At 55.0% G+C, this 13,541-nt stretch carries 11 protein-coding genes; 6 read left to right on the forward strand and 5 right to left on the reverse strand.

Going from position 1 to position 13,541, the window contains the following annotated elements; translation table 11 throughout:
- Window positions 1–399: 399 nt before the first annotated feature.
- Entirely contained in the window at window positions 400–1,326 is a 927-nt protein-coding gene (locus ACSV5M_RS06080) for a hypothetical protein (protein ID WP_439174727.1), read from the forward strand.
- Window positions 1,327–1,468: 142 nt separating this feature from the next.
- Here ACSV5M_RS06080 and ACSV5M_RS06085 read toward each other — a convergent pair whose 3' ends face one another.
- Window positions 1,469–1,954, reverse strand: coding sequence for a TIGR02444 family protein (locus ACSV5M_RS06085; protein ID WP_439174728.1), 486 nt, complete (start codon window positions 1,952–1,954; stop codon window positions 1,469–1,471).
- Between the two features lie 82 nt (window positions 1,955–2,036).
- On the opposite strand from ACSV5M_RS06085, the gene ACSV5M_RS06090 reads away from it, so the two are divergent.
- Window positions 2,037–3,920: an ATP-binding cassette domain-containing protein gene (locus ACSV5M_RS06090; protein ID WP_439174729.1), complete on the forward strand. Its 1,884-nt coding sequence runs from the start codon at window positions 2,037–2,039 to the stop codon at window positions 3,918–3,920.
- Window positions 3,921–3,945: 25 nt separating this feature from the next.
- Here ACSV5M_RS06090 and mdoH read toward each other — a convergent pair whose 3' ends face one another.
- Together mdoH and ACSV5M_RS06100 are read right to left on the reverse strand one after the other, a co-directional pair.
- The gene (mdoH, locus tag ACSV5M_RS06095) at window positions 3,946–5,892 is read right to left on the reverse strand and encodes a glucans biosynthesis glucosyltransferase MdoH (RefSeq protein WP_439174730.1); all 1,947 of its coding nucleotides are present in this window, start codon (window positions 5,890–5,892) and stop codon (window positions 3,946–3,948) included.
- The gene (locus tag ACSV5M_RS06100; protein WP_439174732.1) at window positions 5,864–7,516 is read right to left on the reverse strand and encodes a glucan biosynthesis protein; all 1,653 of its coding nucleotides are present in this window, start codon (window positions 7,514–7,516) and stop codon (window positions 5,864–5,866) included. Before ACSV5M_RS06100 ends, mdoH begins: the two co-directional genes overlap by 29 nt.
- Window positions 7,517–8,084: 568 nt before the next feature.
- On the opposite strand from ACSV5M_RS06100, the gene ACSV5M_RS06105 reads away from it, so the two are divergent.
- From ACSV5M_RS06105 to ACSV5M_RS06120, 4 genes are all read left to right on the forward strand, one after another.
- Complete coding sequence (locus ACSV5M_RS06105; RefSeq protein WP_439174733.1) at window positions 8,085–8,594, forward strand: MgtC/SapB family protein; 510 nt, start codon at window positions 8,085–8,087, stop codon at window positions 8,592–8,594.
- A 311-nt stretch (window positions 8,595–8,905) separates the two neighbouring features.
- Window positions 8,906–10,252 (forward strand): MGDG synthase family glycosyltransferase, encoded by a 1,347-nt coding sequence (locus ACSV5M_RS06110; protein WP_439174734.1) that lies wholly within the window; start codon window positions 8,906–8,908, stop codon window positions 10,250–10,252.
- A gap of 3 nt (window positions 10,253–10,255) precedes the next feature.
- Entirely contained in the window at window positions 10,256–10,897 is a 642-nt protein-coding gene (locus tag ACSV5M_RS06115; RefSeq protein ID WP_439174735.1) for a YkoP family protein, read from the forward strand.
- On the forward strand, window positions 10,806–11,504 hold the full coding sequence (locus tag ACSV5M_RS06120; RefSeq protein ID WP_439174736.1) for a polysaccharide deacetylase family protein: 699 nt from the start codon (window positions 10,806–10,808) through the stop codon (window positions 11,502–11,504). Before ACSV5M_RS06115 ends, ACSV5M_RS06120 begins: the two co-directional genes overlap by 92 nt.
- 391 nt (window positions 11,505–11,895) lie before the next feature.
- Here ACSV5M_RS06120 and gcvH read toward each other — a convergent pair whose 3' ends face one another.
- On the reverse strand, window positions 11,896–12,288 hold the full coding sequence (gene gcvH, locus ACSV5M_RS06125) for a glycine cleavage system protein GcvH (protein ID WP_087467776.1): 393 nt from the start codon (window positions 12,286–12,288) through the stop codon (window positions 11,896–11,898).
- A gap of 47 nt (window positions 12,289–12,335) precedes the next feature.
- On the reverse strand, window positions 12,336–13,424 hold the full coding sequence (gene gcvT / locus ACSV5M_RS06130; protein WP_439174737.1) for a glycine cleavage system aminomethyltransferase GcvT: 1,089 nt from the start codon (window positions 13,422–13,424) through the stop codon (window positions 12,336–12,338).
- Window positions 13,425–13,541: the final 117 nt, after the last annotated feature.

Genomic DNA, 13,541 nt, shown 5'->3' on the forward strand with positions numbered 1-13,541 from the left:
GCGGAATCTGCGATGCAATCGGCGGGCAAGATGCTGGTCCCTATGCTTGCCTCAGGATGAACCGGCGCCGTTCAGACTGCTATTTTTGCGCTTGGTTCGAACCCTCACCAGAATGGGCTATCAGAGATTCATATTTGGATTTGCTTTTATTTTTCGCAGCTCGATGGCCAGCATCCGGCTCAACCCTGGATACGCGTACAAAAAATCAACACTTTTGTTCGTTAGCAGACATACACTTTTTTAAAAACCACGATTACAATGAGGCCGGTTCAAAAGCTCATCCTGATGTAAAAAGATAGTCGCCGTTTCAGCCTGATGTTCACGATAAGTTTGCATCTGGATTTGTCCATAAGATTGCATCATTCACTGTTACCACCCTCAAACCGATAGGACTCCGTCATGGCCGCCAAAAAGACAACCTCAGTCTCGATTACTGACATTGAAAAGCAGATTGCCAAAGTAAGTGCCGAGCTAGAAAAAGCGCGGGCACAAAAACTCAACGCCGCAGAAAAAGCACTTGCTGCCGCACAAAAGTCCGCAGCGGCATCAGCCAAAAAACTGGCTGACCTGCGTGGCAAAGCTGCAACAACTGCAGCGGCCAAAGCCCGTTTGCAGAAACTGAAAGCCGAGGCCGCCGCGCAAAATAAAACTCTGGTCGCCGCCCATGAGGTTGTCACAGCACTGCGTGCCGAGAAAAAAAATGCAGCAGAGATGAGCAAAGCCGTGGCCAAGGCCACCAAATCGACTAAGGCAAAACCAGCCAGGGCTGAAAAGAAAGTGACGGCGAAGCCTGCCACAGCCGCGAAAAAAGCAGCCTCCAAAAAAGCTGAAGCACCAGCTGCAGTAACCGGCGCGCCCGCATCAGCTGCCCCCGCCAAACCCAAAGCTACTAAAAAAGCCGCTGCAAAACCTGCGGCTAAAAAAGCGGCTCCGGCAGCAAACAAGCCGACCGAATCCGGCAAGACGAGCGAAAAACCGACCGCCGAACAACAAAAACCTGCTGAAAAGAAAGCTGCCAAGCCCGCAAAAAAAGCGCAGCCCAAGGCTGAGAAAAAAGCAGAGGCCAAACCCGAAAACAACGCTGAGAAAAAGGCTGAGCCAAAAGTAGAGAAAAAGCCGGCAGTGGCGACGTCCAAACCCGCTGAGCCAGCGCCGGTAAATACCGTAGTGACCGATACCCATGAGAAGCCGATTCCGAGTCACACCACCATCGGTATGATTGAGCCGCGCGACAACCCGCTTCCCAAAGCGACCCAGGTACCGGATGCGCCGACATCACCTACTCCGGCAACCGGCAGCCTGTTTGAAAACGACGATAAATTCTGATTGACGTAACGCGAGTTGCGGTGTCCGTTTTGACGGTGGCCAAGATAGTTTGTAATCCGCTTGGTAATCCGCTTGTCATTAGGCCATTGGTTTCGAAACCAATGGCCTAATGAACAAGCTCACACCTGGCGAAGGTTAATGCTTACTTCTTTTCTCTTCCCACCAAATAAGCCAGTATCTCTTCGATCAAATTCTTTGGTACGCGAAGCGTGTTCAGATAATGTAATCCGTTTTCTCCCAAGGCTAATGGCGTCGTTTCCGCAGGCCAATCGCCGGCCATCGCTTCCAGCCAATCCAATTCGACTTTTTCCGCCGCCAGTTCCGCCGACTGGATCGCCTGACGACAGCTGCCGACCTGGTGATCCTGTGTAGCGTGTTGCTTGAGATCCCTGCGCAGTTGTCGCAATGGCGCAACGACAGCATGATCCCATGATGCAATGCGCTCATGCGCCTGCTCCAGACGCTCAGGTGTCAATCGAATGTTTTGTACCTCCAGCCAGCAACTCCACAACACCATATTAGTGTTCGCTTGGAAGTCATCTTGCAAGCGCAAGCAAATGTTCTCTACACCGGGGGCGGCGTAAAGTGCGAGGGCAAAATCCCATAGAGAGGCCGTTGGGGGAGTCATATGCATCTTCCGGATTTAAAATTGTCCTGATTTTCATTGGCCGAACATAGCGGTTGCGAAGCAGTCTGCTAGAATGCGCGCCATGATTCAATTACAAAACATCTCTCTCCAACGCGGCAGCAAATTCCTGCTGGAATCCGCCGACCTGACCATTTTTCCGGGCCAGAAGATTGGCTTGATCGGTGCCAATGGCAGCGGCAAATCCACCCTCTTCCAGATGCTGCTGGGCAAAATCGCCAGCGACACTGGCAGTTGCGAGGTTCCCCGCCAATGGCGCATCGCGCACATGGCACAGGAAGTGGGTCATACCCAGCGTTCAGCGCTGGATTATGTGCTGGATGGCGATACCGAACTGCGCCGCCTTGAAGGGGAGATCGCCGCCGCCGGGCAGGATGGCGATAAGCTCGCGCACCTGTACGGCGAGATGGAACAAATTTTTGCGTATTCCGCGCCGGCCCGCGCGCAACAATTATTAAGTGGCCTGGGTTTTGCCCCGGGCGATGATACACGGCCCGTGAGCGACTTTTCCGGTGGCTGGCGTATCCGCCTCAATCTCGCCCAGGCGCTGATGTGTCCATCCGACCTGCTGTTGCTCGATGAGCCCACCAACCACCTGGATCTGGACGCAACACTGTGGCTGGAACAATGGTTACAACGTTATCCCGGCACACTGATTATCATCTCTCACGACCGGGATTTTCTCGACAATATCATTGATCGCACCGTGTGTATCGAGCGCAATAAACTCGACAATTACGCGGGCAACTATTCTGCTTTCGAACGGCAACGCGCCGAAAAGCTCGCGCAACAACAGGTGAGTTTTGAGAAACAACAGGAACGCATTGCGCACATTGAAGACTTTATCCGCCGCTTCCGCGCCAAAGCCTCCAAGGCGCGCCAGGCGCAAAGCCGGATTAAAGAACTTGAGCGCATGGAAAAAATTGCACCAGCGCATATCGATTCGCCGTTTAGCTTTACCTTTACCTGCGCCGATAAAATGTCCACGCCACTGGTCCACATTGCGCGCGGTGAAATTGGTTATGGCGATAAGGCCGTTCTGCAAAAAGTCGAACTCAGTATCGTGCCGGAAACGCGCATCGGCTTGCTGGGGCCGAACGGTGCGGGGAAATCCAGCCTGATCAAAACCCTGGCTGGCAGCCTGCCATTGCTGGCCGGTGAGCGAACCAACGGTGAGCATTTCAAGTTAGGTTATTTTGCCCAACATCAGCTGGAAGCGCTGGATATCAACGCGTCGGCAGCACTGCATATCCAGCGCCTGTCGCCCCAGGCGCGGGAGCAGGAAGTGCGCAACTTCCTCGGCAGCTTCGATTTCCACGGAGAACGCGCGTTCGAACCTATCACGCATTTTTCCGGGGGTGAAAAAGCCCGTCTAGCGCTGGCGATCATCGCCTGGCAAAAGCCTAACGTACTACTGCTCGACGAACCGACCAACCACCTCGACCTGGAGATGCGCCAGGCATTGACCATGGCCTTGCAGGAATTTGAAGGCGCGGTCATTGTCGTATCGCACGACCGCCATTTGTTGCGCAATACCGTGGATCAGTTTTTATTGGTGGCGGACGGCCGCGTCAGTGAATTTGACGGCGATCTGGAAGATTATTACCGCTGGCTTGCCCAACAAAAACAGGCGTTGGCCGGCGATACCAAACCGACAGACAACGCACCCAAGGTAGACAAGAAAAACCTTCGCCAGCAATCTGCAGCGCAACGTCAGCAACTCAAGCCGCTGACCAATAAATTAAAAAATCTCGAAAGCCAGATGGAAAAATTGCAGCGGCGGCTCAGCGAGATTGAAACCCACCTCAGCGACACCGGCATCTACGATGACGTCAACAAAAAACAACTGCAAGAATTGTTGGCAGAGCAGGCACGGTTGCAACCGCAACTGATGGAATGCGAGGAAAACTGGTTATTGATCAGCGAGGAAATTGAGGCGGCCACTTAGCAAAGGCGGCCGCCTCGTCAGCGTATTAAAATGGCATCTGCGCCAGATTCTGTTCGCGCATCTCCGTCCAGTTATCTGGCGGCAACGCCGGTGCTGTGGCGGGTGCAGGCAGCGGTGGATGTTTCTTTTCCAGCAACTGCTGCATGTCGCGCAATACCGGATCATCTTCAGTTTCACTGGGGCACAAAAAGACTTGCTTGCGCCGCATTAACTCACCCAGATACAAACTGCTTGAATAGCGCACGATGGGCGCAGACAACACCAGCCCGGTGAGAATCGGCATCAGCCACCAGAAAAAAATCGGTGCGTAGATAAATGTCACTGCCCCCCATGCCAAGGCCACCAGGGTTGTACGCGACGTGCGCGCAATAGCCTCGCCCCAAGGCAGTAGACGCCCCTCACGCGCCTGCGCATCCCAATTTACTTTGAAACCCAGTATTACGGAAATTACAAAGTAGGCATGAAACGCCATCATGATCGGTGCAATCAGAATGGCAAACACGGTTTCGATAAACGCCCCCTTGATGATTGCCCAAGTGCCGCCAAAGGCCGCGTTGCGATGGGTGATTGCCACCACAATGCCCATAATCTTGGGCAGTAACAACAACGTAATCGTTAAACTGATCAAGGCCACAATCAAACCGGTTTTGGCAATGGGCCAATCGGGAAATAATTGATACGCCTCGGTAAAATAGACATTGCTGTTGATCGCGCGGATAACCGCATCGGCAGTGCTCAAGGCGAGCATGGCGAGCCAGATCAGTGATGAAATATAGGCAACGGCGCCCAATAAAAAATGCAGCCGGCTGACGGAATGCAATCCGGCGATGTCGAGCAGACCGAGGTGCTGGATATTACCTTGCACCCAGCGGCGGTCCCGTTTGGCGTAGTCGATAATATTGCTGGGCACTTCTTCGTAACTGCCCTCCAGATCCGCGAGCAAAAACACATCCCAACCAGCGCGGCGCAGCATCGCCGCCTCCACAAAATCATGGCTCAGGATATCCCCGCCGAAGGGCGCCTTGCCGGGCAAACTGGGCAGGCCGCAATAATCGATAAACGGGCGCACGCGGATGATCGCGTTATGTCCCCAATAGTTTGCGGCGTTGGTCTGCCAGAACGCCAGACCGGTGGCGAGCATGGGGCTGTAAAGCACCGCTGCAAATTGCACAAAGCGCCCGAAAAATGTGGTTTGCCGAACCGGAATCGGTACCGTCTGAATCAGGCCGGCACGCGGATTGGCTTGCATCGCACGGGTCATCTGCAACAAACAATCCCCGGTCATGATGCTGTCGGCATCGAGCACGATCATGTGTTCATAGTTGCTACCCCAGCGCTGGCAAAAATCGGCGAGGTTGCCCACCTTGCGCGCAATATTTTTTTCCCGACGGCGATAAAAAATCTGCCCCGATAAATCGCCTAACCGCTCACGCAGCTGCTGCCAGGCATCGAGCTCGGCCTGGGCCACCTGGGGATCGGTGGTGTCACTTAAGAGATAGAAATCAAAGTGGGCCAGCTCGCCCGTTGCTGCCAGTGAGCGAAAGCTCGCCTCGAAACCGGCAATCACCCGGCGTGTGTCTTCGTTGTACACCGGCATGACAACGGCGGTGCGGGTCGTGATGGGTTGCCGGCGGTAGCGATCAAGGTCCATTTTTTTTAACGAGAGCGGATCGCGCTGCATCATCTGCAACACAAACCCACACACCGCACTCCAGAAAGAAATGGTGATCCAGCCAAACGTGATTGAAAACAAACACAACAACACCGCTTCCAACGGCATCAAATTGTTAGCGGCGAGGATATTAAACATGATGGCCATGCCAGCGACGGTGGTGCCCAATACCAGCATAAAAAATACCGGGCGCCGCAGGGCTTCTCCCGGTAAGCGAATACTGTTTTCCGGTTGCAGGCGCGCATCGACCGGCAAGGCGCGCGCGTGCAGCTTACTGAATTGCATCGGGATACCAGACATAACTCCATACCTCCGTCAGGCGTTGATCGCGCAGCTTGATAAACATACGCATATCCACCAGGTTGTTACCTTCAGGCTCCAGTTTGAATGACACGCGCCAGGTTTTTTGATCGGGTAAACGCATTACCATCAAGTCGGTAATGGTGCCGGAATTTTTTTGCAGCTCGGCTTCCAGCGGTACATCCGCAGACAGGTTTTCCAGTTCACCACCGCGAAAATCAATCGCAAATTGCCGTTTGCTGTGCGGTGGCGGGTTGCTCTGACCAGGTACAGCGCCCCAACCGATGCGGGTGCGCAGTACTCGCGCGCCACCCTGCTCTGCCAGATGCTGATCGAAGCTGCGCAGACGGTAACTGAATTGTCGGGACTCGCCAGCCTTGAGCGCTTTTTCAGGGACCCAATACGCCACGATGTTATCGTTCACTTCGCTATCGGTGGGAATTTCCACTAATTCCACGCGGCCCTTGCCCCAGTCGCCTAGCGGCATAACCCACAAGCTGGGACGCAATTCGTAATCGGCTTCCATATCCAGGTAATGATTGAAATCGCGATCCCGTTGCAACAAGCCAAAGCCGCGCGGATTTTCATCCGATAAGGAGGAAACACGCAACGCGCGGTGATTACTCAGCGGACGCCAGATCCATTCGCCATTGGCTGCCGCAACCAGCAAGCCGTCCGAGTCGTGCACTTCCGGGCGGAAGTCATCCACAAAGCGCGTCGTATTTTCGCCGTGATGGAACATGCTGGTGAGCGGTGCGATACCCAGCTTCTTAATATCCTTGCGTGCAAACAAGCGCGCTTCCACAGCCATTTCGGTCGGCGCGCCGGGGGTCACTTCAAATCGATAGGCGCCCGTCACGGAGGGGCTGTCGAGCAAGGCATACAGCACCAGGCGAGTCTGGGTGGGTTCAGGTTTCAGCAGCCAGAATTCGCGAAACACCGGAAACTCTTCCCCGCTCGATTCCGCCGTATCAATGGCCAGGCCGCGAGCTGACAAACCGTATACCTGGCCCGGCCCGACCAGGCGAAAATAGGAAGCGCCCTGGAACACTAAAAATTCATCTTTGTACTCGTTGGTATTGAGTGGGTAATGCACGCGAAATCCGGCAAAGCCGATATTTTCCGGCGCCTTACCTGCCAGGGCTTCGGCCTGGCCAACGTAGTTGAAAAAATCCTGTTTGAATTTCAACGAGGGATCGCCTTCGCTGCTGGCCATGTGCAATACCACCGGCTCGCGGTATAAAAAGCCGGGGTGAAACAACTGGATTTCAAACAGGGATTCGCCGCGCCACAGAGAAGCTTCGGGACGAAAGTGGATCGACCGATACTGGTCGTATGTCATGTTGGCTAATTCATCGGGGATATTGGTTTCCACCGGTTTGAAATCATTTTGCGCAAGGGATTTCGCCCGCGCTTCGATGGCATTAAAGAGAGCGTTGGGTTCCTCATCAGCTACCCGGGGATCAGCAAGGGGAGCCGCCAGGGACACACTGGATGCCGACGTGGATTGCTGGGCCTGTGTACCTTGGGTGATGACCCCCAGGCACAAGAGCCCCAGAAGCCAGACGGTGTACGTAAAACGGTTTGGAAGCTTCCCGGTACGGGTGATGACATTACACATCATCCATTCAATCTCCTGCTGGATTTCTGTTGCCGATGGTGAACGCTACATCGGGGACATCAAAAGACTCCCCCGATAAAAAATGGTTTGCTGTCGTTTTTCATTGTGCGAGCTAACGAACAATTTCGTCGCCGCCGTTACCCTTGTTCGTATCCGCCACGGTAATTTCCCTGCACAAATCACGCCGAGCATCAACGTTATAAATTCTCGACACCTGAGCCCTGAACCGACTCGGCTCGTAACCGGAATAAGAAAGTGCGGTAAGGGTTTATTATCGAGAGGAGAAAACGGGTCACAGCCGTCACATTGCAGCCGCACTCGCGCTGCCTGCTCATGCCGGAGACTCACCACGAGTCACGCGCGGTCATAATAAAACGACGCGCCACCAACGACTGTTGGTTAACGCACCGTGGGCGCCCCCGGTCGCAGTGATAAAGTGAAAAAACGATGGGCATGCCCCCTGGCAAGTAGCACCAGCTTGGTGCTTTTTAATAGTCAGCAGATAGTTTTTTACAAACACGTGAATGCTTTTTAAGAAGCAGCATACGATGAGTGCAAGGGGAAAATAACGATGAGTGTATGGCAACAAATATCCAGCACCATTGCGACAGAGTTTTCCGACATCAAAGACGTCACTGAAATTACCCGTATCAGCGTGCGTTTATTGATGGCTGCGATACTCGGCGGCATCCTCGGCTTTGAGCGGGAACAGCGTGGCAAGGCAGCGGGCATTCGCACCCATATGCTGGTCGCTATCGGCGCGGCACTGTTTGTGCTGATTCCCCAGGAAGCGGGTATCTCTGATGCCGAGTTGAGCCGGGTCGTCCAGGGCATCATCGCCGGTATTGGCTTTCTCGGTGCGGGCGCAATCATCAAAGGCAGCGACGAAAAACATCTTAAAGGTCTGACCACTGCTGCCGGTATCTGGCTGACGGCGGCCATCGGTGTCGCTGCCGGGCTGGGACGCGAGTCCTCCGCTATTTTGTGTACCTTCCTCGCTCTGGCAGTGTTTTTGGTTATGCCGCGCATACTGATGTTGTTTGGAGAGCCGCCTAAACCACGTCCGGGTAAAGAGGATTAAATCTCCGCCAACTGGTGTGTGGAAGGTCAATTTCGGGGTGCAGCTTTTTTGTCTTTCAGTGGGTAAAAAACTTATGTGAGAACCCGCACAGACCTTGCCGCTCCCAACCCGCAGGCTAGGCTATCGCGAGGCTCAAACAGCTGACGTCTCTCAACGAGCAATGCGCAATTCCTTACAAATTACCCGGTGCATCTTCTGTGTAAAAGCGCTAGAGTTTTGTGCGTTGCCGTTCGTCTATTTACCCGTTGTTTTAACCCGAGCAAAACAACACTCACCATGGATTTCCGGAATAAAAAAAGGAAGCGTGTGGCATGAAAGTACTATTTCTTACCTCCAGCCCAGGCTACGGTCACACCCGTGCCGCTGAAGCGATTGACCTGGCCCTGCGCAATCGCTACCCGGATATCGAGACCCAGTGTCTCGATGTGACCCATTTGCTTGATGAAGATGTCAGCGCCGCCGTCAAAGACGGTTACCTGCGCATGACCGCCGAGCACCCGGAGCTTTATCAGAAGCTTTACGATATGGATAAGGATCTTTACCGTCAATTGGCCGGTAAGACACCGCCGGATAAAGAGCTGGTGGAATTCCTGACCGAGCAACAACATCGCTGGTATCCCGACGTCAACGAACACTCCCTGTTCTCGTTTGCCAATTCTTACAAGAATCTCGACAGCGCCTTGATCAACACGCTGATCAACGGCATCTGCTACCGGCCGCGCTTTCCTGCGGGCCGGTTGGTGCTGCAAGGTTTGCTGGGGTTGGTCTACAGCATCCTCGCCTCGCGGCTTAAGAACTATGTCACCAGCTATGGGCCCGATTTATTGGTCGCCACCCAGATGTACCCCAATGCCCTCCTCAGCCGCTCCATCCAGAAAGGCGTGATAACGCAACCCATTATTGGCGTACCCACCGACTACGGCGCCCACGGCGTCTGGGTCCGGGATACCACGCATCTGTACTGCGTCGGCCATGAGCGCGTTGCCCAGTCCCTGATCGAGCAAGGCGTATCCGCGGGGCGCATCCAGGTGACCGGCATTCCACTGATGCCCGCGTTTGAAAACCCACCGTCCCAGGCCCGCGCACGCCAAAACCTCGGCCTGGACGACCGCCCCACCATTTTGATTACCGGCGGCCAATGCGGTATCGGCACGCTGGATGCCGTGCGCCAACTGGTACTGGATGAGAGCCGCCCCTATCGTGTGCTGGTGACTGCCAGTAACTCACTCGGTGGCCAGAGTGAGCTGGAATACCTGGCGCGCATCAACCCGGACCGATTCAGGTTGTATTCATGGACCGATGATATGGTCAGCCTGCTGCGCGCCGCCGACGTGGTGGTCGGCAAGCCCGGCGGACTCACCGTCAGCGAAACCCTCGCCTGTGGCCGCCCGTTCATCGCCACCTGTTGCCTCGGCGGTCAGGAAGCGCACAACGTGCAATTCCTGAAAGAACACGGCGCTGGTTTACGCGTGGAGCTGCCCGATTTGCCCGGCGCCCTGCACACCCTGTTTGATAATCCGGACGAATTGCGCCAGATGAAAAAACGTGCGGAACAACAGGGCCATCGCTACGCCGCCAAAACGGTCGTGACGCAGATTGAAAATCTGGAACGCGAAAAACGTATCGGCCGCTGGCAACGCCACTCAGCACAGGAATAGACAATGTCAGGGAACTGGTTTAACCGCATCATGACCTGGTACGACACCTTATGGCGCCGCCTGCACCGGGTAGAAAAAATTGATGAGCTGTTGAGCTTGTCTTACGAAGTTTACAAAGGCGAACGCAAGGCGATGAACGACGATACCTGGCTGGAGCCGGGTGACGCGCTGGCGATCCTGCACTTCAACCACGAATGTTTTAATGCCGGGAATAACCCGCGCGAATATGCTCGCGGCGCCTTACGTTTTCGGCGGCTGCTGGTGAAATCGCTGAACCACCTGGCATCACGCATCAACAACGAAAAAAAGTTTAAAGACATTAAAGCGTTACACGGCGTGACCTGGATTGCGCCCCACGGAGAAAAAGTGGGCTTTATGATTGAACGCCTGCCCACTACCTGGGGCAACCGGATGCGCCAGTTTTATTTTCGGTTGTTACTTAAAGCGTTTTTTCCGACCCTGGCCGCACGCGAAAATGATCGTTTGCAACCCCATGCGTTTTGGTTAACTCGCAACAACTTGCTTAATTATTTTTCCGAGGAGTCTCACACTGATGAATTCCGAAATCGCAAAGCGCGTAACAGTGAATCCGGTGGTTTTGAATCCGAGCCAACCCCGGCAGTCCAGCTCGCCGACTATCCTTAAAAACCTCAAGCATGTGTCTGGCTACCTGCACAGTCCGCTGGTATGCCTGACCTTCGACGACGGCCCCGACCCGGTCTACACACCGGCCATCCTCGACCTGCTCGCGCTGCATAAAATCCGCGCGAGCTTTTTTGTCCTGGGCGAAGCCGCCGAACGTTTTCCCCGCCTGGTGGAGCGCATGCTCAACGAAGGCCACACCGTCGGCAACCACACCTACAGCCACCGCCACCCCTGGATGATCTCCCCCAGCCGCGCAAAAGACGAGGTGGCACGCGGCTCCGAAGCGATTCAAAAAATCACCGGCCAGGCACCCCGCTGGTTCCGCCCGCCCCACGGCCGTTTACGCCGCGCCATGCTTAAGCAGGTGCAGGCGGAAAATATGACGACGGTGTTGTGGAGTCATAGCATTATTGATTGGGGGCCGATGGGGACGGAGACGGGTGTTGCGCAGCGGCTGCATGATATTAAGTTCGGGGATATTGTGTTGATGCATGATGGCCAGCGGCAGCATAACCATCCGCATTTGATTGTGCAGCAGTTGCCGAAGTTGGCGGAGTGGTTGGTGCAGCGGGGGATTACGGCGGTGACGTTGGATCAGGTGGCTTAGTTTTTTTGGTTGGTGTTTGTGTTTGGATTGGGGTGGTTGGTTAGTGCCAAGGATTGGGTAGCGGGGTGCGAGACACGCCGTAGATACGTCCCTGTAGGCTCATCACCGACATCCATGTCGGTGATGGTCTCGCACCCCGCTACCCAATCCTGCCGGAACATCAACTGAAGCTGAAAGAGTGGAGAAAGCAAAAGCGCGGCCTTAGCCGCGCTTTTTAGTGCTTATTTAATCAACCACTTGCAGCATTATGCTATGTGAGTTTTGTTTTGCGGGCTTTATTGTGAAACCCTCAAGTCAGGGACGACTTGAGGGAGCTACACGGACGTATTCATGCGTTTTCACAATAAAGCCCGCAAAACAAAACGGTGTACGAAGTGCCTACAAAACCTGATTATTCTTCGTCTTCCACCACACTACGATAATCATCCGCATCCAACGCATTCTCAAGCTCAGACAAATCATCCGGGCGCACACGGAAAAACCAGCCGTCGTCATAGGGAGAAGCATTCACCGTCTCCGGCGCATCCTGCAACTGCTCATTCACCTCAACCACCTCGCCCGACACCAACGAATAAATATCCGACGCCGCCTTCACCGACTCAACCACACCCGCCTCTTCACCCGCGGTCACCGTGCTGCCGACTTCCGGCACTTCCACATACACCACATCGCCCAGGGCATCCTGTGCGTGGTCAGTAATACCGATGGTCACGGTGCCATCTTCTTCCACCCGCGCCCACTCGTGACTGCTGAGATATTTGAGTTCTTTGCGAATTTCGCTCATTGCTAAAGTCCTGTGAAAAATAATGGATGACGTAATCTTGTTCGACGTTACACCAGCGGCTGACCGTGGCGTACAAAGTTTGGTTTAACCACTTCAACCGTGACCAGCTTGCCGCGCATTTCAACCTGGCAGTGGCTGCCGATGCTGACCGGGACACGGGCTAAAGCAATAGAATAGCCCAAGGTTGGCGAGAATGTGCCGCTGGTAATCACACCGCGCGCGTCGGTGCCTTCGACGACCACAACCTGCTCAGCACGCAACACGCCGCGCTCGCGCAGGACAAGTCCCACCAGTTTCTGTGGAACACCAGCGGCTTTTTGCGCTTCGATCACCGGGCGGCCGATAAAATCGCGGCTCGCCGGTTCCCAGGCGATGGTCCAGCCCATGTTGGCCACCAGCGGTGAGGTATCTTCGTCCATCTCGTGGCCGTACAGGTTCATGCCGGCTTCCAGGCGTAAGGTATCGCGGGCGCCGAGCCCGCAAGGTGCGACGCCGGCGTTGGCCAGGGCTTGCCAGAAAACGGGGGCTTCGCCGTTGGGCAGCATGATTTCGAGGCCGTCTTCACCGGTGTAACCCGTACGCGCGATAAACCAGCTACCGCTCTCTTTGCCCTGGAAGACCGCCAGTTGGTCAATCAGTGTTGCGCGCGGCTCACCAACCAGCTGCTTGGTTAATGCCATGGCGTTGGGGCCCTGGATGGCAATCATGGCGAGGTCGTCGCGCTCTTGCAGCTCTACGGCGAAGTCGGCGGCAATCCGGTTCATCCAGGCCAGGTCTTTTTCGCGGGTGGAGCAGTTGACCACCACGCGGAACCAGCCACTCATGTTATATGCGATCAGGTCATCGATAACCCCGCCCGCCTCATTAAGCATGGCGCTGTAGAGGGCTTTGCCCGGCTGGTTTTCGATGCGGGTTACGTCATTGGCGAGCAGGCGTTGCAGGTAGGCTTTGGCATCGGCGCCGCTAACATCCACCACGGTCATGTGGGACACATCAAACATACCGGCGGCACGGCGCACCTTGTGGTGCTCTTCCAGTTGCGAGCCGTAATGAAGCGGCATGTCCCAGCCGCCGAAATCCACTAACTTGCCGCCCATGGCCTGGTGCAGGGTAAAAAGTGCTGTCTTGTGTCCCATGAGGTTCGTCCTGTTCGGAATGCAACCGCCGTTCAAAAGGCGATCTGGAGGCATGTCGTGATCGGGTGATAAGGCCGCGTATTCTAGCGGCGAGGGCGGGTTTCTGCCAGCGCCGGC

The organism is Cellvibrio sp. ARAG 10.3 (assembly GCF_051846955.1).
In the GTDB taxonomy this organism is placed as follows: domain Bacteria; phylum Pseudomonadota; class Gammaproteobacteria; order Pseudomonadales; family Cellvibrionaceae; genus Cellvibrio.